At 55.4% G+C, this 26,473-nt stretch carries 21 protein-coding genes and 1 pseudogene; 4 read left to right on the plus strand and 18 right to left on the minus strand.

Going from position 1 to position 26,473, the window contains the following annotated elements; all coding sequences use genetic code 11:
- Positions 1-117: 117 nt before the first annotated feature.
- Both AC3Y5R_RS15215 and AC3Y5R_RS15220 read left to right on the plus strand, forming a co-directional pair.
- Positions 118-1,776 carry a glucan biosynthesis protein D gene (locus AC3Y5R_RS15215; protein ID WP_489922050.1) on the plus strand — a complete coding sequence of 553 codons (1,659 nt, stop codon included), beginning with the start codon at positions 118-120 and terminating at the stop codon, positions 1,774-1,776.
- Between the two features lie 166 nt (positions 1,777-1,942).
- Positions 1,943-3,164 (plus strand): annotated as a pseudogene (locus AC3Y5R_RS15220) (IS91 family transposase).
- A gap of 112 nt (positions 3,165-3,276) precedes the next feature.
- On the opposite strand, the gene AC3Y5R_RS15225 reads toward AC3Y5R_RS15220, so the two are convergent.
- The 15 genes from AC3Y5R_RS15225 to lrhA form a co-directional block, all read right to left on the minus strand.
- Positions 3,277-3,762: a GNAT family N-acetyltransferase gene (locus tag AC3Y5R_RS15225; RefSeq protein WP_489922051.1), complete on the minus strand. Its 486-nt coding sequence runs from the start codon at positions 3,760-3,762 to the stop codon at positions 3,277-3,279.
- Positions 3,763-3,903: 141 nt separating this feature from the next.
- Positions 3,904-5,361, minus strand: a complete 1,458-nt coding sequence (gene nuoN, locus AC3Y5R_RS15230; protein ID WP_489922052.1) for an NADH-quinone oxidoreductase subunit NuoN — start codon at positions 5,359-5,361, stop codon at positions 3,904-3,906.
- Positions 5,362-5,367: 6 nt separating this feature from the next.
- A complete protein-coding gene (gene nuoM / locus AC3Y5R_RS15235; RefSeq protein WP_489922053.1) occupies positions 5,368-6,888 on the minus strand; it encodes an NADH-quinone oxidoreductase subunit M in 1,521 nt (506 codons plus the stop codon).
- Positions 6,889-7,002: 114 nt separating this feature from the next.
- Positions 7,003-8,841, minus strand: coding sequence for an NADH-quinone oxidoreductase subunit L (gene nuoL, locus AC3Y5R_RS15240; protein ID WP_489922054.1), 1,839 nt, complete (start codon positions 8,839-8,841; stop codon positions 7,003-7,005).
- Positions 8,838-9,140: an NADH-quinone oxidoreductase subunit NuoK gene (gene nuoK / locus AC3Y5R_RS15245; protein ID WP_034916091.1), complete on the minus strand. Its 303-nt coding sequence runs from the start codon at positions 9,138-9,140 to the stop codon at positions 8,838-8,840. The genes nuoL and nuoK overlap by 4 nt, the downstream gene beginning before the upstream one ends.
- Entirely contained in the window at positions 9,137-9,691 is a 555-nt protein-coding gene (nuoJ, locus tag AC3Y5R_RS15250; protein WP_158783661.1) for an NADH-quinone oxidoreductase subunit J, read from the minus strand. Before nuoJ ends, nuoK begins: the two co-directional genes overlap by 4 nt.
- A 10-nt stretch (positions 9,692-9,701) precedes the next feature.
- Positions 9,702-10,244, minus strand: coding sequence for an NADH-quinone oxidoreductase subunit NuoI (gene nuoI / locus AC3Y5R_RS15255; protein ID WP_158783662.1), 543 nt, complete (start codon positions 10,242-10,244; stop codon positions 9,702-9,704).
- A gap of 13 nt (positions 10,245-10,257) precedes the next feature.
- Complete coding sequence (gene nuoH, locus AC3Y5R_RS15260) at positions 10,258-11,235, minus strand: NADH-quinone oxidoreductase subunit NuoH (protein WP_158783663.1); 978 nt, start codon at positions 11,233-11,235, stop codon at positions 10,258-10,260.
- Positions 11,232-13,958, minus strand: coding sequence for an NADH-quinone oxidoreductase subunit NuoG (nuoG, locus tag AC3Y5R_RS15265; RefSeq protein ID WP_489922055.1), 2,727 nt, complete (start codon positions 13,956-13,958; stop codon positions 11,232-11,234). Before nuoG ends, nuoH begins: the two co-directional genes overlap by 4 nt.
- Positions 13,959-14,060: 102 nt before the next feature.
- The gene (gene nuoF / locus AC3Y5R_RS15270) at positions 14,061-15,407 is read right to left on the minus strand and encodes an NADH-quinone oxidoreductase subunit NuoF (protein WP_489922056.1); all 1,347 of its coding nucleotides are present in this window, start codon (positions 15,405-15,407) and stop codon (positions 14,061-14,063) included.
- Entirely contained in the window at positions 15,404-15,919 is a 516-nt protein-coding gene (gene nuoE / locus AC3Y5R_RS15275; RefSeq protein ID WP_158783666.1) for an NADH-quinone oxidoreductase subunit NuoE, read from the minus strand. The genes nuoF and nuoE overlap by 4 nt, the downstream gene beginning before the upstream one ends.
- Positions 15,920-15,921: 2 nt before the next feature.
- Positions 15,922-17,721 (minus strand): NADH-quinone oxidoreductase subunit C/D, encoded by a 1,800-nt coding sequence (gene nuoC, locus AC3Y5R_RS15280; RefSeq protein ID WP_489922057.1) that lies wholly within the window; start codon positions 17,719-17,721, stop codon positions 15,922-15,924.
- Positions 17,722-17,826: 105 nt separating this feature from the next.
- A complete protein-coding gene (locus AC3Y5R_RS15285; RefSeq protein ID WP_034938110.1) occupies positions 17,827-18,501 on the minus strand; it encodes a NuoB/complex I 20 kDa subunit family protein in 675 nt (224 codons plus the stop codon).
- A gap of 15 nt (positions 18,502-18,516) precedes the next feature.
- The gene (locus AC3Y5R_RS15290) at positions 18,517-18,954 is read right to left on the minus strand and encodes an NADH-quinone oxidoreductase subunit A (RefSeq protein WP_158783668.1); all 438 of its coding nucleotides are present in this window, start codon (positions 18,952-18,954) and stop codon (positions 18,517-18,519) included.
- 671 nt (positions 18,955-19,625) lie between these two features.
- Positions 19,626-20,552 carry a transcriptional regulator LrhA gene (gene lrhA, locus AC3Y5R_RS15295; protein ID WP_489922058.1) on the minus strand — a complete coding sequence of 309 codons (927 nt, stop codon included), beginning with the start codon at positions 20,550-20,552 and terminating at the stop codon, positions 19,626-19,628.
- An 865-nt stretch (positions 20,553-21,417) separates the two neighbouring features.
- Between lrhA and AC3Y5R_RS15300 the strand changes: the two genes are divergently transcribed.
- Positions 21,418-22,632: a pyridoxal phosphate-dependent aminotransferase gene (locus AC3Y5R_RS15300; RefSeq protein ID WP_489922059.1), complete on the plus strand. Its 1,215-nt coding sequence runs from the start codon at positions 21,418-21,420 to the stop codon at positions 22,630-22,632.
- A 124-nt stretch (positions 22,633-22,756) separates the two neighbouring features.
- On the plus strand, positions 22,757-23,353 hold the full coding sequence (gene yfbR, locus AC3Y5R_RS15305) for a 5'-deoxynucleotidase (protein WP_158783671.1): 597 nt from the start codon (positions 22,757-22,759) through the stop codon (positions 23,351-23,353).
- Between the two features lie 3 nt (positions 23,354-23,356).
- Here yfbR and AC3Y5R_RS15310 read toward each other — a convergent pair whose 3' ends face one another.
- From AC3Y5R_RS15310 to AC3Y5R_RS15320, 3 genes are all read right to left on the minus strand, one after another.
- Entirely contained in the window at positions 23,357-25,189 is a 1,833-nt protein-coding gene (locus tag AC3Y5R_RS15310; RefSeq protein WP_489922060.1) for an SLC13 family permease, read from the minus strand.
- Between the two features lie 79 nt (positions 25,190-25,268).
- Complete coding sequence (locus AC3Y5R_RS15315) at positions 25,269-25,928, minus strand: sugar phosphatase (protein WP_489922061.1); 660 nt, start codon at positions 25,926-25,928, stop codon at positions 25,269-25,271.
- 13 nt (positions 25,929-25,941) lie between these two features.
- On the minus strand, positions 25,942-26,436 hold the full coding sequence (locus tag AC3Y5R_RS15320) for a YfbU family protein (RefSeq protein ID WP_489922140.1): 495 nt from the start codon (positions 26,434-26,436) through the stop codon (positions 25,942-25,944).
- Positions 26,437-26,473: the final 37 nt, after the last annotated feature.

A 26,473-nucleotide genomic window follows, 5' to 3' on the forward strand; every position in this document is an offset into this window, starting at 1 on the left:
GTGACCTGGCTCACAATTCAGGTAAAGCAGGACTGCAGGCACAGCGCTTGATGCCTTATGTGCGACTGCACGACAGTCTCTTACAAACTCCGTTCAGCAAAGGAAATGACTTCTGGCATGAATCGAAGAATGTTTATGAAAGCGGCAACGGCTTGCGCCGCGGTCAGCGGTATGTCCGGCTTATCAACACTGTTTGCTCAGGCCGCCTGGGCAGATACCGACATTGCCGACGGCAGCGCGAAGAAATTTGATTTTGACGTGCTAAAAAAAATGGCCGCAGACCTGGCGAAAACGCCCTATGGCGGTGCTCCAGCTCCCCTGCCGGAGACGCTGGCGACGCTGACACCGCAGGCCTATAACGAAATTCAGTATGACGCCAACCATTCGCTGTGGAATGACATTCCTGACCGCGAGCTTGACGTCCAGTTCTTCCACGTTGGCATGGGCTTCAAATGCCGTCTGCGGATGTTCTCCGTGGATGCGTCGAGCCGTGAAGCCCGTGAAATCCACTTCCGCCCTGAATTGTTTAACTACAACAATGCCAAAGTGGATACCAAACAGCTGGAAGGAAAAACCGATCTCGGCTTTGCCGGATTCCGCGCCTTTAAGAAACCGGAACTGGCCAGCAAGGATATCGTCTCCTTCCTGGGTGCCAGCTATTTCCGCGCGGTGGATGATACCTATCAGTACGGTCTGTCCGCCCGTGGCGTGGCAATCGACACTTTCAGCAACGGCAAGGAAGAGTTCCCGGACTTCACCGCATTCTGGTTTGAAACGCCGAAGGCCGACGATACTTCCTTCACCGTTTACACCCTGCTGGATGGCCCGAGCTGCACCGGTGCCTTCAAATTCATTATCCACTGCGAAGAAAAACGTGTGGTGATGGAAGTGGAGAACCACATCTATGCCCGTAAGGATATTGCCCAGATGGGGATTTCCCCGATGACCACCATGTTCAGCTGCGGCAACAACGAACGCCGCATGTGCGACACCATCCACCCGCAAATTCACGACTCCGATCGTCTGGCAATGTGGACCGGCGTCGGCGAGTGGATCTGCCGTCCGCTGAACAACCCGCAGCGTCTGACCTATAACGCCTATCAGGATGAGAACCCGCGCGGCTTCGGCATGCTGCAGCTCAATCACGACTTCCAGGATTATCAGGACGTGATTGGCTGGTACAACAAGCGTCCAAGCCTGTGGGTCGAACCGGTAGGCAAATGGGGCAAAGGAGCCATCAACCTGATGGAGATCCCGACCACCGGAGAAACGCTGGATAACATCGTCTGCTTCTGGCGTCCGGCCGATGCGATCAAAGCCGGTAGCGAACACAGCTTCAGCTACAAACTGTACTGGAGCGGAATGCCGCCGGTACGCAGCGGCCTGTCGCGGGTTAAATCCACCCGTACCGGTATGGGCGGTTTCCCGGAAGGCTGGGCACCGGGCGAACACTACCCGGATGTCTGGGCGCGTCGCTTCGCGGTTGATTTTGTTGGCGGCGATCTGAAAGCAGCGGCTCCGAAAGGGATTGAACCGGTGATTAACGTCACCTCCGGCACGATTAAGCAGGTGGAGATCCTCTACGTCGAGCCGATCGATGGCTACCGGATCCTGTTTGACTGGTATCCGAACAGCGATTCGGTAGAGCCGGTAAATATGCGCCTGTTCCTGCGCACCAAAGATGAAACGCTGAGCGAAACGTGGCTGTATCAATACTTTCCACCACCGCCGGACAAGCGTAAATATACCGATGACCGCGTGATGACTGCAGGTTAAGAAGATCGGGTTAATTGCTCTGAGTCAGAGAGTAAAGCACCCTGTGAGCGCTGAGCTGACAGGGTGCTTTTTTATTCTGGGAACGTAGCGCCCTTACAGGGCGAGCGTCACGGCTTCGCCGTTCCGGGAGCTTGCATAGCCGGGGTTCCCCTTTATACTCAGCTCCATGTATATTCCCCGCCCCGCCAAACTCCTGTTCACCGTCGATGACGGCTGGAACCGCTACCTTGAAAAACACGGCGACGGCGTCAGCCAGTGGACCCGCCTTGCCGTTGAGCGCATGCTCGCCTGTGGCACCTGCGTAATGGGCATTCGCCGTTACTGCTGTGCCTCTCCTGACTGCACCCACTCACGCTTCTTCTGCCAGAGCTGCAAGTCAAAGGCCTGCAGCGCCTGCGGCATGAAGTCCACCGAGCAGTGGATTGCTGAGCAGCAGCACGTTCTGCCCGACTGCGAGTGGCAGCACATCACATTCACCATGCCACATCTGCTGTGGCCCTTCTTTAACAATAACTGGCCCCTGCTCAATGACCTGTTCCGCTGCGCCACCCGCGCCATGCTGAAGTGGACCCGTAAGCAGGGTATTGAGGTGGGTATATTCTGTGCCCTCCACACTTACGGTCGCCAGCTCAATCAGCATCCTCACGTCCACGTCTCCGTCACCCGCGGCGGCCTCGACGTTAAGCACGGCGTATGGCACAGCCTCTTCTTCAAAAAGAAGGCCGTGGAGGATCTGGCGGAATGCGGTCATCCGCCTGCTGCGCAGCCGCTACGAGCGGATCATGCCCGGCATGTTGCCGGGACTGGGCCACATCCGCGATGAGCGCCAGTGGCGCCGTTATCTGCAGGCCCAGTATGGCCGTTACTGGAAGGTACACTTCGCGAAGAAGACCCGGGGGGCCTGGCACAGCGTGAAGTATCTGGGCCGGTACCTGAAGCGGCCGCCGGTGTCAGCCTCCCGTCTGCGGCACTACGGTGGCGGCGCGGTGGTCCACCACTACCTCGATCACCGCACGGGTAAGCATAAGCGCCAGACGCTGAGCCAGGAAGAGATGATCGGGCGCTATATCAGCCACGTTCCGGCGCGCCATTTTAAAATGGTGCGTTACTCCGGGTTTCTGGCCAACCGAAAGCGGGGAACGCTGTTGCCCCGTGTGTATGAGGCCCTGCAGATGCGGGCGCGGGAAAAACCGGAGAAGCCGGGGTTCGCCGTGCTGATGAAGGGCTTCCTGGGCACGGATCCATACAAATGTATCCTGTGCGGGGACCGGCTGCGTTTTGCCGGCGCCCAGGCCAGCCTCCATGCAACGGAGTTATTGTCGGAAAGGCTGCGTGGAATGGAGAAAAAGCGATGGCTTCGGATGCCTGAATTGGATAAGTGCGCCTGAAAAGTGGCTTTCCGGTTAAAAACACATCAAAGATGGCATTTTCATACATATACTGATGAATAACCGCGTCATCAAAGGGATAAGTCGCGGTTAAATTCATGGTCAGTAGCTCTCAAAAGATGCGATTCAGATTCCTAACCATCAAGCCTGGTTTTGTCATATCAATATGGGGGATATTGTCTTCCAGGTAGGTTTCGCTGACCGCTTTGAACCCAAAGCGCCCATAGAAGTCCTGCAGATGAGCCTGGGCGGAAAGGAACAGCGAGTGCTGCGGCCAGTAATGCTCGCAGCTGGCAATAGCCTGTTCCATCAACCGGTTGCCAAGGCTGAGTCCCCTCGCCTCACTGGAGACGATCACCCGGCCAATTTTCACCGGCTTGTCAGCCGCTGTGGGGGCCAGGATACGGGCATAACCCACCAGTTGATTCTCCAGCATGCCCAGCAGGTGACGATTTTCCCCCACCAGATCAGAGCCATCCACATCCTGATAAGGGCAGTTCTGCTCGACGATAAACACCACGTTGCGCAGTGCCAGAATCTGGTAAACCTGAGCCGCAGTCAGCTCGCGATGGTGCAGGTCCTGCCAGTTCACATCCATTTTCTTTTCTCCCCCGATCGTAACAATCTTATTACTCTACACATATCCGGAAAAAAACGCCGTTGTCTCGTCAGCATTGCCAGTCTCCGGGCGAAAAAAACGGGCTCCTGAGAGCCCGTTTATCGCTTACTGAAAGCGGCGTTACATCAGTGGCTGCGCCATCTGCACCAGCGAAATCAGCGGCTGAGGATAGATACCCAGCACCAGTACCAGAATCGCAGAGATCAGCACCACCACACCACCGGCAGTGAAGGCCCAGTTAGCCGGGGTATCACGCTGCAGCAGCTCTGGCGGATTGAGGTACAGACTGACGGTCACGCGCAGATAGTAGTACAGGCCGATAGCACTGCCGACCACAACTGCCGCGGTCAGCCACCACAGGTGAGCACCCACGCCGACCGCAATCACGTAGAACTTACCGATAAAGCCCAGCGTCATCGGGATACCAGCCAGTGACAGCATCATCACCGTCATTACCGCTGACAGGATTGGACGGTGCCAGAACAGGCCACGGTAAGAGTACAGGGAGTCAGCATCCGGGCCACGGTACGGACTGGACATCAGGCTCACCACGCCAAAAGCGCCGAGGCTGCTGAACAGGTAACCGGCAAGGTATACACCCACCGTCTCCAGCGACAGCTGATGAGTCTGGATCGCAATCAGCGCCACCAGCAGGTAGCCAAGGTGAGCGATAGACGAGTAGCCCAGCAGACGCTTGATGTTGCTCTGCGAGATAGCCATCAGGTTACCGAACAGGATCGAGGCGAAAGCGATAATCGCCAGCACCAGCCGTACTGACTCGCTGTCCGCAACCGGCGCGTACAGGAACAGACGCATCACCACGCCAAAGATTGCAATCTTGCTGGCGGTAGCCAGGAAGGTTGAAACCGGCGCAGGCGCCCCCTGATACACATCCGGCGTCCACAGGTGGAACGGCACCAGCGACAGCTTGAAGCCAAGACCAACAATCATCATGCCCAGGCCAGCCATCAGCAGCGGCTCATGCAGCATGCCGTCGTTCAGGCTCTTGCCCAGCGCCGCAAAGCCCAGGCTGCCGGAGTTAGCATACAGCAGCGCCATACCGAACAGCAGGAAGGACGAGGCAACCGCTGACATGATGGTGTATTTGATACTGGCTTCCAGCGAGCGTTTTTGCTGGAAGGCATAGCCCACCAGTCCAAACAGCGGCAGGGAAATCAGCTCAATACCGATAAACATCGAAGCCAGATGGTTGGCACTCGCCAGCACCACGCCGCCCAGCGCTGCAATCAGCACCAGCAGGTAGAACTCTTCACGGTTATCCGGGTAGGTCGCCAGCCACGGATAGGCAAAAGTACAGGTTGCCAGGCTGGCAAGGATCACCAGCCCGGTATACAGCATGGAATAGCCGTCGACCCGCAGCAGCGGAGTGACATCCATTGGGCCAGCCTGGCCAACAAACCAGAGCGAGAACAGCGCCAGGTTCAGGCCCACCACCGCCAGCGTGGCGTTGACGAAGTGGTTGCGTCGCCACGCAATGGACAGCATCACAACTACCACCGTCAATCCGACGATCAGCATCGGCAGAAGCGCGATCAAGTGTTGAGGAGTTATTGTCATGGCGAATTACAGCCTTGTAGTTGAAATTGAAGCGGTATACCACTGCTGAATATTGCTCATTGCAGCATGTGAGGTGTCCAGAATCGGCTGTGGATAGAAGCCCAGCAGCAGCAGCAGAACCACCAGCACCATAATCATCAGGAACTCACGGGCATTCATGCCGCGCAGAGGCGTTTCAGATTTTGGTGCGCCGTAATAAGCACGTTGCATCATGATCAGCGAGTAAACAGAAGCGAACACCAGGCCAAATGTGGCAATGACGATGATCACCGGGACCGTCTGGAAACTGCCGGTCAGGATCATAAATTCGCCAACGAAGTTACCGGTACCCGGCATCCCGAGGTTAGCCACCGCAAAGAACAGCGACAGACCCGGCAGCCATTTGATGCGTGACCACAGGCCGCCCATCTGGCGCATATCGCGGGTATGCAGACGCTCATACAGCTGACCACACAGGATGAACAGCGCTGCAGCGGAAAGACCGTGAGCAATCATCTGCACCACCGCGCCCTGGAACGCCAGCTGGCTGCCGGTGTAGATGGCAATCAGCACAAAGCCCATGTGCGAGATAGAGGTGTAAGCAATCAGACGCTTGATATCGTACTGCGAGAAAGCCATCCACGCGCCGTAGAAGATACCGATGATACCCAGCCACATCGCGATGGGCGCAAACTCTGCAGACGCATTCGGGAACAGCGGCAGCGCAAAACGCAGCAGACCGTAGGCTGCCGTTTTCAGCAGGATCCCCGCCAGGTCAACGGAACCAGCAGTAGGTGCCTGACTGTGCGCGTCCGGCAGCCAGCCGTGCAGCGGCACAACCGGCATTTTTACCGCGAAGGCAATGAAGAAGCCCAGCATCAGCAGGTATTCAACCGTGTGCGACATCGGCGTTTTCAGCAGGTCTTCGTAATTGAAGGTCCACACGCCGGTGGCGTTATAGTGCACGAAGACCAGCGCCAGAATCGCAATCAGCATTATCAGACCGCTGGCCTGGGTATAGATGAAGAACTTGGTCGCTGCGGTGATACGGGTTTTGCCGTCCGATGCTTTATGACCCCAGAGCGCGATCAGGAAGTACATCGGCACCAGCATCATTTCCCAGAAGAAGAAGAACAGGAACATGTCGATGGCAAGGAACACGCCGATTACGCCACCGAGGATCCACAGCAGGTTCAGGTGGAAGAAACCCTGCCACTTTTCAATTTCATTCCACGAACAGAGGATCGCCATCACGCCGAGCAGGCCGGTCAGCACTACCATCAGCAGCGACAGTCCGTCCAGCGCAAGGTGTACGTTAATCCCAAAACGCGGGATCCAGGACACAAGGAAATCAGACTGCCACTTCGGACCGCCCGCAGCCTGGGTCAGTGAGTAGCCTCCCTGCAACCAAAGCTGCAGTGACAGCGCCAGCGTCAGACCCATTGCGATTAACGCAATCCAGCGCGGCACTTTTGCACCGAAGCGCTCAAACTGCCAGCAAAGCAGGCCACCGATGAACGGGATTAAGATAAGCCAAGGTAATAACATGGCGATTTGCTTCCCTTTTCTGAACCTGAGCGGGCCGATGAAGCCCGACATCAGGTAATTTTTAACATCTTTTATCGGAGGGTAGGAAACTGGCCCCACCCCGCCAACTCAACTTTAAACCACCATCAGCAGGGCCAGTACCACCACGGCACCCACACTCATGGAAGCAACATACCAGCGCAGATAGCCATTTTCGCTGACCACCAGCCCTTTGTTCGCCAGGCGGGAGAACAGAGCCGGGATGTTCATCAGGGCATTCAGCGGATCGCTTTTCAGCAGCCAGGCGACGAACAGATAAGGTTTGACGAAAACTTTGTCGTACAGCCAGTCGAAGCCCCAGGCGGCGAACCACCAGGTCGAGAAGAAGCGACCCGGCGCGCTTTTGGCAATGCTGGTCACCAGCGTGCGTTTACCCAGCCACAGAGCCGCCGCCAGCAGGATACCCACAATGGCGACCACGCCAGAGGTGATTTCCAACGTCAGCACGCTACCGTGCGCCAGCTCGGCGGTATCCGGCAGAACACCTTTCAATGGGGGAACAATCATTGCGCCAATAAAGGTTGAGAGGATCAGCAGCACAACCAGCGGAAGATGATGGGTAATCCCCTTACCGGCATGGGCGTGAATTTTCTCTTCGCCATGGAAAGTGATGAAAATCATCCTGAAGGTATACAGCGAGGTCATAAACGCCCCGACCAGACCAGCAACCATCAGGTTGATGTGACCATTTGCCAGCGCACCGGCAAGGATCTCATCCTTACTGAAGAAGCCTGCGGTAATCAGCGGCAAGGCTGACAGCGCCGCACCGCCCACCAGGAAGCAGACATACACCAGCGGGATGCTCTTACGCAGGCCACCCATCTTGAAGATGTTCTGCTCATGGTGGCAGGCAAGGATCACCGAACCGGAAGAGAGGAACAGCAACGCTTTAAAGAATGCATGGGTCATCAGGTGGAAAATGGCCGCGTCCCAGGCCTGAACGCCCAGAGCGAGGAACATGTACCCAATCTGGCTCATGGTTGAGTAAGCGAGCACACGTTTGATGTCGGCCTGCACCAGCGCGGCAAAGCCTGCCAGCACCAGAGTAATCGCACCAATAATACCTACCAGATGCAGCACTTCCGGCGTCAGCAGGAACAGGCCATGGCTGCGGGCAATCAGGTAGACACCCGCCGTTACCATGGTCGCAGCGTGGATCAGCGCAGAAACCGGCGTCGGGCCAGCCATTGCATCGGCCAGCCACGTTTGCAGCGGCAGCTGTGCAGATTTACCGACCGCACCACCCAGCAGCATCAGCGTTGCCCACTGCAGCATATGGTTGTCAGCGGCAAAGTGTGCCGGAGCCAGTTCGACCATCTCGCGGAAGTTCAGCGTACCCAGCTCGTTGTAAAGGATGAACAACGCAAACGCCAGGAACACGTCACCGACACGGGTGATGATAAAGGCTTTCATGGCCGCCGCGCCGTTTTTCGGATCGGTGTAATAGAAGCCAATCAGCAGATAGGAGCAGAGACCCACGCCTTCCCAGCCCAGATACATCAGCATCAGGTTATCGGCCAGTACCAGAACGACCATGCTGGCGATAAACAGGTTGGTATAAGCGAAGAAGCGGGAGTAGCCCTCTTCTCCACGCATGTACCAGGAGGCAAACATGTGGATAAAGAAGCCCACACCGGTGACTACTGACAGCATGGTCAGCGACAGGCCGTCCAGCGTCAGGTTCACTTTAATGTCGAAGTTGCCGACGTGCATCCAGGTCCACAGCGCCTGGTTAAAGACTGCCTGGCCCTGACTAAAGAAGTCGAGGCCGACATAAATAGTGGTCAGTGCCGCCAGTCCGACGGAGCCCATTCCCACTGTGGCGGCCAGATTCTCTGACCAGCGGCCGCGGGAAAATGCCAGCAGCACAAAGCCAATCAGCGGGAACAAAATGGTTAAATAGAGAAGGTTCATCCGCGCATCTCACTCACTTTGTCAATGTTGAGGTTCTGGCTGCGACGATGCAGCTGCAGCAGCAGCGCCAGGCCAATACTGGCTTCTGCTGCGGCAAGGCTGATGGCGAGGATATACATCACCTGTCCGTCGGCCTGGCCCCAGTAGCTCCCGGCCACCACGAACGCCAGTGCAGCGGCGTTAATCATGATTTCGAGGCTAATCAACATAAACAGCAGGTTGCGACGGATTATCACGCCTGTCAGTCCGAGAACAAACAGAATGGCCGCCAGAATGAGGCCATGTTGCAAAGGGATCATGCGTGTTCCTCCTTCGTGCTTTTCACTGCATCCGCAGGACGGTTGCTTAAGACTTCACCCGGACGCTGTTCGCGGCCGATATGATAAGCCACGACCAGACCGGCGAGCAGCAGCATGGAAGCCAGCTCCACCGCAAGGACGTAAGGGCCAAACAGGCTGATGCCCACCGCTTTCGCGTCGATCATGTTGCCGTCGATGCCCTGATCGTTGACGGAGAGAATGGCATACACCATCACCACCAGCAGCACCAGAGAGCAGAGGCCTGGCCCCAGCCAGACGGTCGGCTTCAGCCACTCACGCTCCTGCGCCTGAACGGTGTCGCCCAGGTTCAGCATCATCACCACAAACACGAACAGCACCATGATCGCCCCGGCATAAACGATGATTTCCAGCGCGCCGGCGAAGTACGCCCCCAGCGAGAAAAACACTCCGGCAACGGCCAGCAGGGAGATGATCAGATATAACAGTGCGTGGACCGGGTTGGTGTGGGTGATCACGCGCAAAGTCGTGAGTACCGCTACCAGTCCGCAAAGATAAAACGCAAATTCCATGCCTGGCTCCTTAAGGTAACAAGCCCTTGACGTCGATAGGTTTGGCTTCGTTAGCAGCTTCGCCCTTGTCTTTCCCGTCGATCGCCATACCCGCCATCCGGTAGAAGTTATATTCCGGGTATTTGCCCGGACCGGAGATCAGCAGGTTTTCTTTTTCGTACACCAGATCCTGACGCTTGAACTCACCCAGTTCGAAATCTGGGGTAAGCTGAATCGCAGTGGTCGGGCAAGCCTCTTCACACAGGCCACAGAAAATGCAGCGCGAGAAGTTGATACGGAAGAACTCGGGGTACCAGCGTCCATCCGCCATTTCCGCTTTCTGCAGCGAAATACAGCCGACGGGACAGGCTACCGCGCAAAGGTTACAGGCAACGCAGCGCTCCTGACCGTCGGGATCTCGCGTTAACACGATGCGGCCACGGTAACGAGGCGGCAGGTAAACCGGCTCCTCCGGGTACATCATGGTTTCACGCTTGGCGAAAGCATTGGAGCCAATCAATACGATACTGCGTATTGTGGTGCCAAATCCCACCAGAATGTCTTTTAATGTCATGATCTATAACCCCTTACTGCGCGTTGTACAGAATCACTGCGGCAGTCGCCAGCAGGTTCAACAACGTCAACGGCAGACAAACTTTCCAGCCGAACGACATCACCTGGTCATAGCGCGGGCGCGGTAACGCAGCACGAATCAGAATGAACATCATCATGAAGAACGCCGTTTTGATGGCGAACCAGAAGATCGGTGGCAGCCACGGGCCGTTCCAGCCGCCGAAGAACAGCGTCACGATCAGCGAAGACACAGTAACGATACCCACGTATTCACCGACAAAGAACAGACCGAACTTCATCCCGGCATATTCAATGTGGTAACCGTCGGCCAGTTCCTGCTCCGCTTCCGGCTGGTCAAAAGGATGACGGTGGCAGACTGCCACGCCCGCAATGGCGAAGGTCACAAAGCCAAAGAACTGCGGAATGATATTCCACATATGCTGCTGGCTGTTGACGATATCGACCATATTGAACGAGCCGGCCTGCGCCACTACGCCCATCAGCGACAGACCGAGGAACACTTCGTAGCTCAGGGTCTGAGCAGACGCACGCATCGCCCCTAACAGGGAGTATTTGTTGTTACTGGACCAGCCAGCGAACAGCACCGCATACACCGCCAGACCGGCCATCATCAGGAAGAACAGCAGACCGATATTCAGATCCGCGCCCATCCAGGTGGATGTAACCGGCACGATGGCCATCGCCAGCAGCAGCGAGGTGAAAGCGATCATCGGTGCGAGGGTGAAGATGACACGGTCGGTAAACGGTGGCGTCCAGTCCTCTTTGAAGAACATTTTGATCATGTCCGCCACCAGTTGCAGCGAACCGCCCCAGCCGACACGGTTTGGTCCGTAACGGTTCTGGAACAGGCCGAGCAGGCGACGTTCGCCGAAGCTCATAAACGCGCCACAGCCTACCACCACAAACAGGATCACTAAGGCTTTAACGACGGCAATAATGACGTCGATAACTTCCGGTGTCAGCCAGCTCATTGTGCCGCCTCCCGCAGATTGTCAATACTGGCACCCAGCAGGAACGGTGGAATGCCCGGCATCCCCAGCGGCAGACCCACCTGCCCCACCTGCAGCGTTTCAGAGAAACGTACCGGCAGACGAAGGGTTTCACCTTCACAGCTGAACTCAACCGATGTCCCTGCGTTGACGCCCAGTTTCGCGGCATCAACCGGATTGACCATCACGTATGGCTCAGGCATACGCTGCTGGATCACCGGAGAACGCTGGGTCATCTCTTCGCTGCCGAACAGCTGGAAGTAAGGTGCCACGCGCCAGCTGTTTTCCTGACCTGTAAATGCAGCGGGAACCGCATCGAACCAGTCAAGCTGGCAGTCACCTGCTTCAAACAGACGCACGCCCGGGTCACCATTGCGCAGTTTCCCGCCCACTTCGTCCTGGAATTTGTTCCAGGCCTGTGGGGAGTTCCAGCCCGGTGCCCATGCAAATGGGATCTGCGAACGGGCCGCAGATGGCTGGTTGTTCCCTTCCATCGAGAAGGCGAACATGGTGTCTGTATCCTGCGGCTGACGTGGTTCGTGCACGCTGATATTGGCACGCATTGCAGTACGACCACTGGAACGGGCTGGCGAACGGGCCAGTTTCTGACCGCGAATACGGAAGCTCGCATCCGGCGCGGCATCTTTGATCCCGGCCAGCTGCGGCAGCGCCGCCACGCAGGCGTCAATCACGTGGTCCAGCTGCGTCCAGTCAACTTCACGGCTGTCGATAGTGCTCTGCAGCGAGTGCAGCCAGCGCCAGCTTTCCAGCATCTCAACACGATTGTCGTAGTAAGCCGGGTCATAGACCTGGAAGAAGCGCTGGGCGCGGCCTTCCTGGTTCACCACCGTACCATCGCTTTCGGCGAAGCTGGCGGTGGAGAGGATCAGACCGGCTTTCTCGCTGGTGGCGGTGCGCTGGTGATCGATAACGATCACGTTCGGCGTGTTGCTCAGTGCCGCATCGACTTTGGCCTTCGGCGCATGGCGGTAGAGATCGTTTTCCATGATGATCACCGCATCTGCCGAACCGCTCTCCAACTCGCTCAGGGCTGCTTCAAGAGGCTGACCGCCGATCATGCCAAGACCCACGCTGTTTGAGCTGCCTGCCAGCAGGGTGATCCCCACATCAGCACCGCGTCCTTTCAGCGCTTTGGCAACGTTAGCAGCCGCCTGGATCATCGCTTCGCTCCCGGCGTGAACACCGGAAATAATCAGCGGTTTTTTCGCACCGGCCAGTGCCTGAACCACCACGTCAATTTTGTTGCTCAGGTCACGATCGAGACCTTCCACCGCCGGAGCAGTCTCATCCAGCGCGTTAGCGATGGCGAAGCCGACACGGGCCTGGTCTTCCACCGGGGCGCGATAGCTCCACGCTGCGATATCATCCAGACGGGTAGCATCAACATTGGTGACAAACAGCGGGTGTTTGGCGTGCTGGCCGATGTTCATGATCGCGGCGATCTGCCAGTCTGCCACTTTCTGGGCAGCGGCCATTTCGCGCGCTTTACCTTTTACTGCCTGACGCACGGATAGCGCTACGCGGGCACCAACCTGCGTCAGGTCTTCACCCAGCACCAGCACCGCATCGTAGCTTTCAATTTCACGCAGCGCAGGCGTGTGAACGCCGCTGTCACGCAGCACTTTCAGCATCAGTTCCAGACGCGCCTGCTCACCAGCAGCAATACCGGTGGAGAAGTTCTCAGCCCCGACCAGTTCGCGTAGGGCAAAGTTGCTCTCAACGCTGGCACGTGGTGAACCGATACCGATCACTTTCTTCGCCTGACGCAGCACATCCGCCGCGCCCTGCATCGCCTGTTCGGCATTCAGCGCGATCCAGTCGTTGCCACGGCGCTGCATGGGCTGGCGTGGACGATCTTTCAGATTCACATAACCATAACCAAAGCGGCCACGGTCGCAGAGGAAGTACTGGTTAACGGTCCCGTTGTAGCGGTTTTCGATACGACGCAGTTCGCCATAGCGCTCGCCCGGGCTGGTGTTACAGCCGATGCTGCACTGCTGACAGATGCTCGGGGCATACTGCATATCCCACTTACGGTTGTAGCGCTCGGAGTGCGTTTTATCGGTGAACACGCCGGTCGGACAGATTTCGACCAGGTTACCGGAGAACTCGCTTTCCAGCGTGCCGTCTTCCGGACGGCCGAAGTAGACGTTGTCGTGCGCGCCGTACACACCCAGGTCGGTGCCGTCAGCATAATCTTTGTAGTAACGCACGCAGCGATAACAGGCGATACAGCGGTTCATCTCATGGGAGATAAACGGACCGAGATCCTGATTGCGGTGGGTACGCTTGGTAAAGCGGTAGCGGCGGAAGCTGTGGCCAGTCATCACCGTCATATCCTGCAGATGACAGTTACCGCCCTCTTCACACACCGGGCAGTCGTGGGGGTGGTTGGTCATCAGCCACTCAACCACGCTTTCGCGGAACTCTTTCGCTTCGCCGTCATCAATAGAGATGAAGGTGCCGTCTGATGCCGGAGTCATACAGGACATCACCAGGCGGCCACGGGTATCTTCGGCATTCTGGAATTGCTTTACCGCACACTGGCGGCAGGCACCGACGCTACCGAGCGCCGGATGCCAGCAAAAATAAGGAATATCGAGGCCAAGTGAGAGGCAAGCCTGTAGCAGGTTGTCCGCCCCATCGACGTCATATTCTTTACCGTCTACATGAATTGTAGCCATAGTGAACATGCTTCCGTAAGGCCCGGGATTAACCGGGCGTTAAACACAATTCTTAAATAACCGGCTCGGTTATTTCGCACTTCTGTTGCGCGTGAGCTTTTTTTACCAGCGGGCTTTCAGCAGGTTTGCCTGGATACCAGCAATGGCATGGGCGTTGCTGTAGACCTGCGGCGCGATGCCTGCTTCAAACTCTTCGCGGAAATATTTAATCGCGCTTTGCAGTGGCTCTACTGCACCTGGCGCGTGCGCACAGAAGGTTTTGCCCGGGCCGAGTTGACGGCACAGCTGCAGCAGGGTTTCGATATCGCCCGGCTGGCCCTCTTTACGCTCCAGCGCACGCAGGATTTTCACGCTCCACGGCAGACCGTCACGGCATGGCGTACACCAGCCGCAGGATTCGCGGGCAAAGAACTCTTCCAGATTGCGCACCAGTGAAACCATGTTGATTTCGTGGTCAACCGCCATCGCCAGCGCGGTACCCAGACGGCTGCCTGCTTTGCCTATGCTGGCGAACTCCATCGGCAGGTCCAGATGCGATTCAGTCAGAAAGTCGGTCCCTGCTCCGCCCGGCTGCCAGGCTTTGAATTTCAGGCCATCACGCATGCCACCGGCATAATCTTCCAGAATTTCCCGGGCGGTAGTGCCAAATGGCAGCTCCCAGACGCCCGGATTTTTCACCCGGCCAGAGAAGCCCATCATTTTGGTGCCGGTGTCATCACTGGTGGAGATGCCTTTGTACCAGTCAACGCCGTTGGCGAGGATCGCCGGAACATTCGACAGGGTTTCCACGTTATTCACGCAGGTCGGCTTGCCCCATGCGCCAGCAGAAGCCGGGAATGGCGGCTTGGAACGAGGGTTAGCACGACGGCCTTCCAGTGAATTGATCAGCGCGGTCTCTTCACCACAGATATAGCGACCGGCACCGGTGTGAACAATCAGCTCGAAGTCAAAACCGGTTCCGAGGATGTTTTTGCCCAGGTAGCCCGCTTCAGTGGCTTCAGCAATAGCACGACGCAGGTTAACGGCGGCTTCAATGTATTCGCCACGCAGGAAGATGTAGCCACGGTAAGCTTTCAGGGCAAAGGCGCTGATCAGCATCCCTTCCACCAGCTGATGCGGCATCTGTTCCATCAGCAGACGGTCTTTATAGGTGCCCGGCTCCATCTCATCGGCGTTACACAGCAGGTAACGGATGTTCATGGATTCGTCTTTCGGCATCAGACTCCACTTCAGGCCGGTGGAGAAACCCGCACCACCGCGGCCTTTCAGACCGGAATCTTTCACCGCCGCCACGATTTCATCCTGCGACATGGTCTTCAGGGCTTTGTCGGCACCGGCATAGCCGTTTTTACTGCGATATTCGTCGAAGAATACCGGCTGTTTGTCATCACGCAGACGCCAGGTCAGCGGATGCATCTCCGCAGTACGAATGATCTGTTTGAATGTCATTGATACTGCTCCAGTAAATTGACGATGTTTTCCGGCGTCAGATGTACATGAGTGTCTTCATCCACCATCATCGTCGGGCCTTTGTCACAGTTACCGAGGCAGCAGGTTGGCAGCAGCGTAAAGCGGCCATCTGCCGTGGTCTGGCCTGGTTTGATCTTCAGGTTCTCTTCCAGCGCGGCCTGAATGCCCTGGAAACCGGTGATGTGGCACACCACGCTGTCACAGTAACGGATCACATGGCGACCCACCGGCTGACGGAAGATCTGGCTGTAGAATGTAGCCACGCCTTCCACGTCGCTGGCCGGGATACCCAGCACTTCAGCGATGGCGTTGATGGCGCCATCCGGCACCCAACCGCGCTGCTTCTGGACGATTTTCAGCGCTTCGATCGACGCCGCACGGGCATCTTCGTAATGGTGCTTTTCATGCTCAATGGCGTCATGTTCAAACGTACTAAGCACAAAAGTCGCGTTGTCTTCGATCGTTTCGATCGCAATTCTTTGATCGTGCATAATTAGCGGTCCACGTCTGACATAACAAAATCGATACTACCGAGGTACACGATTAGATCGGATACCAGGCTGCCGTTGATCACCGAAGGGATCTGCTGCAGGTGCGGGAAGCTTGGCGTGCGCACGCGGGTGCGATAGCTCATGGTGCTGCCGTCGCTGGTCAGGTAGTAGCTGTTAATCCCTTTGGTCGCCTCAATCATCTGGAAGGATTCGTTGGCCGGCATTACCGGGCCCCAGGAAACCTGCAGGAAGTGAGTGATCAGGGTTTCGATATGCTGCAGCGTGCGCTCTTTCGGCGGCGGCGTGGTCAGCGGATGGTCGGCCTTAAACGGGCCTTCCGGCATGTTCTTCAGGCACTGTTCAAGGATACGCATACTCTGACGCATCTCTTCCATCTTCAGCATCACGCGGGTATACGCGCAGCTGACGCCGTCGCCAATCGGCACTTCAAAGTCGAAGTTTTCATAGCCGGAATACGGACGCCATTTACGCACGTCGAAGTCCAGACCGGTGGCACGCAGGCCGGCACCGGTGGTTCCCCACGCCAGTGCTTCGTCCATGCCGTAAGCGGAAACGCCCCTGGCACGACCAATCAGCACGGAGTTTTTCAGCGCGGTTTGTTCGTAAGCCTTCAGACGTTTTGGCATCCAGTCAAGGAACTCGCGCAGCAGGCGATCCCAGCCTTTCGGCAGGTCATGCGCCACACCGCCGATGCGGAACCAGGCCGGATGCATACGGAAGCCGGTGATAGCTTCCACCACGTCGTAAATTTTCTGGCGATCGGTAAAGGCAAAGAACACCGGAGACATGGCACCGACGTCCTGAATAAAAGTAGAGATGTACAGCAGGTGGCTGTTTATACGGAACAGCTCTGAAAGCATCACGCGGATCACATCAACGCGCTCAGGGACTTTGATCCCGGCCAGCTTCTCAACGGCCAGCACGTACGGCATTTCGTTAACGCAGCCGCCGAGATATTCGATACGGTCGGTGTACGGAATGTAGCTGTGCCAGGACTGACGCTCGCCCATCTTCTCCGCGCCACGATGGTGGTAACCCACATCCGGCACGCAGTCGACAATCTCTTCGCCATCCAGCTGCAGAACGATACGGAAAGCACCGTGCGCAGAGGGGTGGTTAGGCCCGAGGTTGAGGAACATAAAGTCCTCATTGGCGGTGCCGCGCTTCATGCCCCACTCTTCCGGCTTGAAGGTCATCTGCTCCATCGCCAGATCTTCGGTCTGTTTGGTCAGCTCGAACGGGTCGAATTCAGTGGCGCGCGCAGGATAGTCCTTACGCAGCGGGTGCCCTTCCCAGGTCTGCGGCATCATGATGCGCGTCAGGTGTGGGTGACCATCGAAGGTAATACCGAACATTTCCCAGGTTTCGCGCTCGTACCAGTTCGAGTTTGGGAACATATTGGTCAGGGTTGGCACATGCAGGTCTTTTTCAGACAGTGCCACCTTGAGCATGATGTCGCGATTGCGTTCAATGGAAATGAAATGGTAGAAAACGGAAAAATCCGCGGCAGGTAACCCGGCGCGGTGAGTACGCAGACGCTCGTCCATCCCATGGAGGTCGTAGAGCATCACATACGGTTTCGGCAGCTTGCGCAGAAACTCAACAATTTCCAGTAACTGTTCGCGTTTAACCCAGACTACCGGCACGCCGGTACGGGTTGGCTGAACGGTAAAGGCATCTGGCCCAAAACGGTTACGCAGCTCGCCGATCACCGGGTCATCCTGGTGATCACGGGTTTGCCATTCTGGCTGAGCGAGATCTTGCGTGGTTAAATCTGTCATAAGTCGTTCACCATGTGTGTGACTCAGTATTGCCGTCAGGATGGGCCGGGCGCGTGTTGTGTTTTTTATGCGCCGGCTCGGTCAGGCCGCATCCATTAACAAGCTTTAAATTTCGTCAGGTGTGCGTAAGTTGGTGACGGCAATGCGTTCACCCTGCTTTCTCTCACGCTCTGATTGCATATTGGCGCGATAGACGCCCTGATCGCCCACCACCCACGACAGCGGACGGCGCTCTTTACCGATCGATTCCTGCAGCAACAACAACGCCTGCATATAAGCTTCAGGACGAGGCGGACAACCGGGGATATAGACGTCAACAGGCAGGAACTTGTCCACACCCTGCACCACGGAATAAATGTCGTACATGCCACCGGAGTTCGCACATGCCCCCATTGAAATCACCCATTTCGGCTCCAGCATCTGGTCATAAAGACGCTGAACCACCGGGGCCATTTTGGTAAAGCAGGTTCCGGCAACCACCATAAAGTCAGCCTGACGCGGCGAGGCACGGATAACTTCCGAACCAAAACGAGCCACGTCATGCACCGAAGTGAATGACGTGGTCATCTCGACATAACAACAGGAAAGACCGAAGTTAAACGGCCACAGAGAGTTTTTACGTCCCCAGTTCACCATGTCGTGCAGGGCATGTTCGAGCTTGCCCATGTATACGGTCTGGTTAACGTGCTTTTCCAGAGGATCGGTGACGATCTCCTGTTTCTGCAACGGGTAACGGTCATTCTCACCGTTCGGGTCTGCGCGGGTGAGTGTATAGTCCATCTTTATGCCTCGCTGTTACTGCGTATGACGTTTGGAATGCGAAATAGTGGTTGGCTTGACCACAATGCGACGAGGCGCAGGTGCCCAATCCAGAGCGCGGATACGCACCAGATAAACCAGACCAGCAAGCAGTACCAAAATGAAGATTGTGGCTTCGACAAAACCGATCCATCCGCTTTCACGGATTGCGGTCGACCATGCGTATAAGTAGAGGGCTTCCACGTCGAAGATGACGAAGAACATTGCGACCAGGTAAAACTTCGCAGACATGCGTAGCTTGGCGGTCCCGACAGGAGCGGCACCCGATTCAAAAGGTGTATTTGTATAACGTCCGCGGGCTTTTCCGCCCAAAAACCACGCTCCGGCCAACATTGCGCAGCACAGACCCATGGCGACGATCAGAAATACGGCAAACGCCCAGTGATGAGCGACGACTTCGGTAGTTGTTGACATACACTCTGCTTAATTCAAAACGTGGTGCCTGGCGTCCTGCTCTGATAGCCGGCAGGTTACCCACCACACGATTCAAGGGAAAAATAAAAAACCTTATAAATTTTGCTGTCTTTATTGATTAAGCAGCAATTTTATGGGGTTTTTTACTCCTTTCAATAACCTTTTGTCAACTTTGACAAAATTATCCACACATTAATTTACACCCGCAGCATTTATTTAACATATGATGCGCAGAAAGTGAGCTAAATCGAGTCAGTTTCACCCTGTGAATAAAGTGTAGCGGGTATTTCCCTGTATGGATCGCGGTTTTAACAATGTCTATTCTCGCAGGATTTGCCCCCTTTTCCTGCCCCTTATCAGGGTTATTTTTTTGATCCAGAACACACTTTTGTCTTTTATGAGACAAAAATGAGCAGCAGGGGTTGAGCAAAATCAATTCAACGTGCGTAAGGGCGGGACGATAAACACGGTAAAGTTGCCCGCTGAGAGTAGGTGGTGATTTTTACCACAATGGGAATATAAAAGAGGAAAATCTGGCGCAGAAAATGGCCTCTGTTGCTTAATAAAAAAGCCTCTCAACGCAGAAAACGTTGAAAGGCTTTTTATCAGAGACTATTCATTCATTATTAGTTGAAATATAACAACTAATACAAACAGTTTTCAGCAAACAATCACTCATCTTCATCCGAGAAGGAGGTGCCATCCTGAGCGTTAACCGTCAGGTTGTAGGGGTCATTACTCGACTCCATGGCATTAAAGATGGCCAGCGCCAGCTCATTGTCGCTTTCCGGATTGCGGCACAGCAGGTATTCCGTATCAGGCAGAACCGGCAAGCCTTCTGCTGCGCCCATTACACGCAGCTCCGGGCTCATCATTTCTACCGGACGGGCGGTCACACCCAGGCCTGCTTTCACCGCGGCACGCACGGCTGCCAGCGTGGAAGCAACATACGAGATACGCCATGGAATACCCGCCTCATTGAGGTGGTCAATGGCCATGTCACGGTACGGACTTGGCTCATCCAGCAACACCAGAGGAATAGCTTCCCCGCGCTGGAAAATATAGTCCGCAGCGCAGTACCACAGCGTTGGAGAAGTGCGTAAAACCTGCCAGGTAAAGTTCATCGGGCTGGAGGTTGTTACCACCAGGTCAACTTCGCCCTGGTTTAACATTTCCATCATGAACGGATTACGCTTCACGCGCACATCTATAGCCAGCTTTGGATAGACCGAGGTCACACGGTTCAGCAGGAACGGCAGAATGGTATCTGAAGTATCGTCAGACGCACCGATGGTCAGGACGCCCTGGATATTGCTGTACATCAGGGATGTACAGGCTTCGTCATTGAAACGCAGGATCTTTCTGGCGTAACCCAGCAGTTGAATGCCGTGTTCAGTCAGCAGCTTGTTACGGCCGTGACGGGCGAAGAGCTCTTTGCCTACCAGCTGCTCCAGACGCTGCATTTGCTGGCTAACCGCAGACTGCGTACGACAGACTGCCGCCGCGGCTGCCGCGAAGGTATTCAGGTCAGCAACAGCGACGAAGGTTCTCAGCAGATCGAGGTCTAGATTCAGGATTGGACGATTTGCACTAGTCATGTTTTATTCACTTTATAAGATTTTTAATAACAGCTACCCTGGTGTTATTACCTGCCATATCAGAGATATAGCGATAATAATGTCGTGATACGCAGGGATTCATGTCCCTGCTGCATCACTCTACTTCGCAGACCTTACAACCTCAGCGACCATAATTTCTGCGGTTTTACTCGCAGGTGAGCCGCCAACAGGTTCTTACGTCTGATACATCACTAATGCGCGCAGCACTAACCCATAAGTTGCAGAAAGTGGCGTTGAAATGGTCAATTAACTCCGCAGTCCGGTAATCAATGCCAGCCCGCGGTGCTGTCAGTGTAAAACAACCATTAGAAATTGAACGACCAGAACGCTGTAATCACAGCGGAATAATAATTAATTAACCTTAACATTCCCGGCAAAAAAGTTGAGAAAATCTTGCCTGAGAAACCTGCACACCCGGTGCAAAGTCCCCTGAACATTATCCTGACATACTGTCGATTACTTTTTAAGCCTAAATCCGATTATTCTTATCAGTAAAGTAAGATTTTATAGACCGAATGCCGTATCACCACGCTGTCAGCACGAAAATTTATCATTCAGTGTCACTCAGACCACAGAGAAGGCGGATCCGTTCATATTTTTATGCCCTTCCACTCAGAACTGCATATTGCCAGTAAGTGCATTTTCCGACCACTCAATTAAGCACCATTTGACAATCACGCCTCTCATCAGCCCTTCAGATTTTACCAAATGGCGTCATAAGTAGCAGACAAAGCCTGCGGATCGCGCTAAAGCCCCTACCACCACTTCAAAAGCGCTTTCAGGAGGAGTACATTGTGCGAGTTCAATTTTCCACGGCGGGTGCGCTCAGTCAAAGGATGAAAAAATGACCCCAATTGATAAATCCAGCAAACTGGATAACGTTTGTTATGACATCCGCGGTCCGGTGTTAAAAGAAGCAAAGCGACTGGAAGAAGAAGGTAATAAAGTCCTCAAGCTGAATATTGGCAACCCTGCCCCGTTTGGTTTTGAAGCGCCCGATGAAATCCTTGTCGATGTGATCCGCAACCTGCCGGGTGCGCAGGGCTATTGTGATTCAAAGGGGCTCTACTCTGCCCGTAAAGCCATCGTTCAGCACTATCAGGCTCGTGGAATGCGCGACATGACCGTGGAAGATGTTTATATCGGCAACGGTGTTTCCGAGCTGATTGTTCAGTCAATGCAGGCATTGCTGAACAGCGGCGACGAGATGCTGGTCCCCGCCCCGGATTACCCACTGTGGACTGCGGCAGTGTCGCTTTCCAGCGGCAAAGCCGTGCATTACCTGTGCGATGAGTCGGCGGGCTGGTTCCCGGACCTCGATGATATCCGCAGCAAAATCACGCCGCGTACCCGCGGTATTGTGATCATCAACCCTAACAACCCAACCGGCGCAGTCTACAGCAAAGAGCTGCTGCTGGAAGTGGTTGAGCTGGCACGTCAGCATAACTTGATCATCTTTGCCGATGAAATTTACGACAAAATCCTGTACGACGCGGCTCAGCATCACTCGATTGCCACACTGGCTCCGGACCTGCTGACAATCACCTTTAACGGTCTGTCTAAAACCTACCGCGTAGCCGGATTCCGTCAGGGCTGGATGGTGCTTAACGGGCCGAAAAAACACGCCAAAGGGTATATCGAAGGGCTGGAGATGCTGGCCTCAATGCGCCTGTGTGCCAACGTTCCGGCACAGCATGCCATTCAGACCGCACTGGGCGGCTACCAGAGTATCAGCGAATTTATCGTGCCGGGTGGCAGGTTGTATGAACAGCGCCAGCGTGCCTGGGAGCGGATCAACGACATCCCTGGCGTCAGCTGCGTGAAACCGGACGGCGCGCTGTATATGTTCCCGAAAATCGATGCCAAAAAGTTTAACCTGCATGACGATCAGAAAATGGTGCTGGATTTTCTGCTGCAGGAGAAAGTCCTGCTGGTTCAGGGCAGCGCCTTTAACTGGCCTTATCCTGACCATGTACGCATTGTGACTCTGCCGCATGTTAATGACCTCGAAATGGCGATTAACAAATTCGGCCGCTTCCTTGAAGGCTATCGTCAGTAACCGCCCTGCCTCCCGGTAAGCGGGGCAATCGTCAGTACTGCATCTTGCAGGGTGATAAGGTTATACTGGGTGACCGGAGCTGAATTCTGGCTCCGCTCTCCCTGCCACAGGAAAACCACATCTCATGAATCAGAGCCATTTTTTCGCCCATCTTTCCCGTCTGAAGCTGATCAACCGCTGGCCGCTGATGCGCAATGTACGCACCGAGAACGTCTCTGAACACAGTTTGCAGGTTGCGATGGTCGCTCATGCGCTGGCAGTGATTAAAAATCAGAAATTCAACGGCAATCTTAACGCCGAACGAATCGCGCTGATGGCGATGTATCACGACGCCAGCGAGGTACTGACCGGTGATCTGCCTACTCCGGTGAAGTATTACAACGCGCAGATCGCCCATGAATATAAAAAAATAGAGAAGATTGCCCAGCTGAAGCTGATCGAGATGCTGCCGGAAGAACTGCGCAACGCTTACCGCCCGCTGCTGGACGAGCACCAGCGCAGTGAAGATGAGATGGCTATCGTTAAACAGGCTGATGCGCTGTGCGCCTATCTGAAGTGTCTTGAAGAACTTTCTGCGGGAAACCACGAGTTTCAGCTGGCTAAAGCCAGGCTGGAGAAAACCCTCAGCGCACGCCACAGCCCGGAGATGGACTACTTCGTCGAGGTGTTTGTCCCCAGCTTCAACCTGTCGCTGGATGAGATTAGCCAGGAATCACTGTAACGTTTAAAATGGGAACAGCACCGGCACCAGCAGTACGCTGACCACCATAATCAGCAGAGTGAACGGTACGCCAATCTTCACAAAATCGCTGAAGCGATAGCCCCCCGGTCCCAGCACCAACGTGTTCACTGGCGAAGAGACCGGCGTCATAAAGGCTGCTGAAGCCGCCACCGCGATAATCAGGGTGAACGGATAGGGAGAGACGCCCATCTGCTGAGCGGCGGCTACGCCAATCGGTGCCATCAGCACCGCCGTGGCAGTGTTGGAAATAAACAGGCCGATTGTGGCGCACAACACAAACAGGCAAAGCAGCATCACATGCGGGCTTCGGCCTCCCGCCAGATCCATCAGCCCGTCCACAATCAGCTTTACTCCTCCCGTTTTCTGCAGCGCCAGCGCAAAGGGCATCATGCCGACAATCAGAATAATGCTCGGCCAGTGGATAGCCTTGTAGGCGCTATCCATATCGATACAGCGAAACTTACCCATCAGCAGACAGGCGATCACCGCGGCAATCGGATTGGGGATTTCGTTGGTCAGCATCATCGCCACCATCAGCGCCAGACAGAAGATAGCATGGGGTGCCTGACTGTTGGCAGGAGCAACGTCATCCACCTCGGCGGGAATGTTCAGGACAATCAAATCCCGCTTCTGCTGCTGCAACTGGGTGATTTTTTTCCAGTCGCCAATCGCCAGCAGGCAGTCGCCCAGCTCCAGCGCCAGATCGTTAAGCGCCCCTTCCATCACTTCGCCACGGCGACGTACGCCGATCACGCTAACGCCAAAGCGCGAGCGAAAGGCGATTTCCCGCAGGGTTTTACCCTGCAGCGCCGAATCAGGGATAACCAGCACCTCGGCCATGCCCACGTCCTGAGCACGGTCGGAGAAATATTCGCCGCGCAGGATCATCGGCTCCAGAAGGTTTTCACTGCAGAACTCACGCAGGTCGATCCCTGCCGCAGACATGTCAATCAACAGGACGTCGCGGGAGTAAAACTCGGTCGTGCCGGTTACCGGAACCATCACCCGACGAAACTTACGCCAGCGTTCCAGCCCCACCACGTTAATACCGAAGCGCTGACGCAGCTGGAGGTCATCCAGCGGCCGGCCGATCAAAGGCGACCCCGGACGCACCGCTAACCTGCGTGCCCTGCCACTCAGCTTATAGTCACGGATCAGATCGCGAAACGTTCTTCTTACGCGCTTTTTTGCCACGTCCTGGTTGTCCGGCGTCACCAGCCAGAAACGGGCCACCAGCATATAACCGATCCCCAGCACCAGCGCCACCAGCCCGACGGGCGTCACGTCGAAAAACCCAAAACCCTGCAGCCCTTCGCGCAACAGTTCGCTATTCACCACCAGGTTTGGCGGGGTGGCGACCAGCGTCATCATGCCACTGATTAATCCTGCAAAGCTGAGCGGCATCATCAGCCGTCCGGGTGAAGTTTTCATTTTGGTGGCCACGCCAATCACCACCGGAATGAAGATTGCCACCACCCCGGTGGAACTCATAAACGCCCCCAGTCCGGCAACGGTGACCATCAGCAGCACCAGCATTTTGGTTTCGCTGCTGCCAGCCATTTTGATCAGCCACTCGCCCATCTTCAGCGCCACGCCGGTGCGCACCAGCCCCTCGCCTATCACGAACAGAGCGGCAATCAGGATGACATTCGGGTCGCTGAAGCCCATGGTGGCTTCCTGCAAGGTCAGCGTACCACTGAGGACAAACGCGACAATAACCAGCAGCGCCACTACGTCCATACGCAGTTTGCCGCTGATAAAAAGCAGAATGGCAATAACTAACAGGCTGATAACCCAGACCAGTTCTTTGTTCACAATTGATCTCTGTACGGGGAGGAAACGTCACAGAGAATGCCATAAAACAAACCCCGCTGATGCGGGGCTAAATCATATCTTAGTGCTTTCGATGAACATCAATCATGCCGTCAGGATTTTTGTGGATCACCAGCTCTTCCAGCGAGTTGAGCAGCATATCCACCTCCTCCAGACGCGGCGAACCTGCAGGCGCGTTGACGGCTATCACGTGACAGCCTGCTGCCAGGCCTGAAAGGATCCCGGCAGCTGCATCTTCCACCACCACGCACTCTTCCGGCTCCAGCTCCAGCAGTTGCGCACCAAGCAGGTAAGCATCTGGTGCAGGCTTGCCGTTTTGCACGCGCTCAGCGGTAACGAACTCTTCAGGCTCAGGCAGTCCGGCAGCCCTGCGGCGGGCCGAAGCAACCGGCACGGAACCGGAAGTGACGATGGCCCATGGAATATCCAGCTTGTTCAGCGTGTAAAGCAGCTGTAACGCACCAGGCAGGGCAACAATCCCATCGGTATCTTCTGCTTCGATTCTTTCCAGCGCGAAGAATTCCTGCTGGATCGCTTCTTCCGAAGCACCGGCCATAAAGTGTCGCAGTGAGGTAATAGCCTGCTTGCCGTGAATGAAGTTAAGCACTTCATCAGCGGCGATATCATGCCGCTTAGCCCAGTTAACCCAGGCGCGTTCGACCACCGGTAATGAATCCACCAGCGTGCCATCCAGATCAAACAGAAAACCTTTACACTTCACTGCGCTTTCCTTCTCAGGCGTTGATAATTTGCGCGATCTCGTTCGCACTTAAATGATACTGCCTTGGACAAGTGTGCCACACGGTCAGCATGCGTTGATATTTTTCCCACATCGGCGTCTGCGCGTTAAAGCCATGAGTCCCGGAGTCGAAATGGGTGTAGCGCCCTTCCACATTGACCATAAACCGCACGTATCCCAGATAGCGGGCTTCCGTCGCGGCATCAAAGCCCAGGAAGGCCAGCCGGCGTTCTTCAATGGCGGAGGGCTCTTTCAGATTTGTCCAGGACACGTGTAGCGCGTGATGCAGCTCCATGATGTCGATAATAGTGCGGCAGACCGCCTCAGTTAGCTGGCCAAACTCACGGTCCAGCTCGCGCATCTGCAGGCCATAACCACGTTCAATGATGGTTTGCTGGCGACGATAGCGTTCGGCGTTATCCGGGTCGAGCATGCTCATTATTTTATACTGGTTGGAGAGGATCAGCCGTTGGGCGTTGGTCATTTCCATCATTCGCTCCTGTGTCATAAGGACAAGATAAAAGTTA

Source organism: Erwinia sp. 009765445, assembly GCF_058137865.1.

Excerpts from the sequence above, each read along its gene's own strand:
- AC3Y5R_RS15215 (WP_489922050.1), top strand. The coding sequence starts at position 118 with ATGAATCGAAGAATGTTTATGAAAGCGGCAACGGCTTGCGCCGCGGTC.
- AC3Y5R_RS15225 (WP_489922051.1), bottom strand. The coding sequence starts at position 3,762 with ATGGATGTGAACTGGCAGGACCTGCACCATCGCGAGCTGACTGCGGCT.
- nuoN (WP_489922052.1), bottom strand. The coding sequence starts at position 5,361 with ATGACAATAACTCCTCAACACTTGATCGCGCTTCTGCCGATGCTGATC.
- nuoM (WP_489922053.1), bottom strand. The coding sequence starts at position 6,888 with ATGTTATTACCTTGGCTTATCTTAATCCCGTTCATCGGTGGCCTGCTT.
- nuoL (WP_489922054.1), bottom strand. The coding sequence starts at position 8,841 with ATGAACCTTCTCTATTTAACCATTTTGTTCCCGCTGATTGGCTTTGTG.
- nuoK (WP_034916091.1), bottom strand. The coding sequence starts at position 9,140 with ATGATCCCTTTGCAACATGGCCTCATTCTGGCGGCCATTCTGTTTGTT.
- nuoJ (WP_158783661.1), bottom strand. The coding sequence starts at position 9,691 with ATGGAATTTGCGTTTTATCTTTGCGGACTGGTAGCGGTACTCACGACT.
- nuoI (WP_158783662.1), bottom strand. The coding sequence starts at position 10,244 with ATGACATTAAAAGACATTCTGGTGGGATTTGGCACCACAATACGCAGT.
- nuoH (WP_158783663.1), bottom strand. The coding sequence starts at position 11,235 with ATGAGCTGGCTGACACCGGAAGTTATCGACGTCATTATTGCCGTCGTT.
- nuoG (WP_489922055.1), bottom strand. The coding sequence starts at position 13,958 with ATGGCTACAATTCATGTAGACGGTAAAGAATATGACGTCGATGGGGCG.
- nuoF (WP_489922056.1), bottom strand. The coding sequence starts at position 15,407 with ATGACATTCAAACAGATCATTCGTACTGCGGAGATGCATCCGCTGACC.
- nuoE (WP_158783666.1), bottom strand. The coding sequence starts at position 15,919 with ATGCACGATCAAAGAATTGCGATCGAAACGATCGAAGACAACGCGACT.
- nuoC (WP_489922057.1), bottom strand. The coding sequence starts at position 17,721 with ATGACAGATTTAACCACGCAAGATCTCGCTCAGCCAGAATGGCAAACC.
- AC3Y5R_RS15285 (WP_034938110.1), bottom strand. The coding sequence starts at position 18,501 with ATGGACTATACACTCACCCGCGCAGACCCGAACGGTGAGAATGACCGT.
- AC3Y5R_RS15290 (WP_158783668.1), bottom strand. The coding sequence starts at position 18,954 with ATGTCAACAACTACCGAAGTCGTCGCTCATCACTGGGCGTTTGCCGTA.
- lrhA (WP_489922058.1), bottom strand. The coding sequence starts at position 20,552 with ATGACTAGTGCAAATCGTCCAATCCTGAATCTAGACCTCGATCTGCTG.
- AC3Y5R_RS15300 (WP_489922059.1), top strand. The coding sequence starts at position 21,418 with ATGACCCCAATTGATAAATCCAGCAAACTGGATAACGTTTGTTATGAC.
- yfbR (WP_158783671.1), top strand. The coding sequence starts at position 22,757 with ATGAATCAGAGCCATTTTTTCGCCCATCTTTCCCGTCTGAAGCTGATC.
- AC3Y5R_RS15320 (WP_489922140.1), bottom strand. The coding sequence starts at position 26,436 with ATGGAAATGACCAACGCCCAACGGCTGATCCTCTCCAACCAGTATAAA.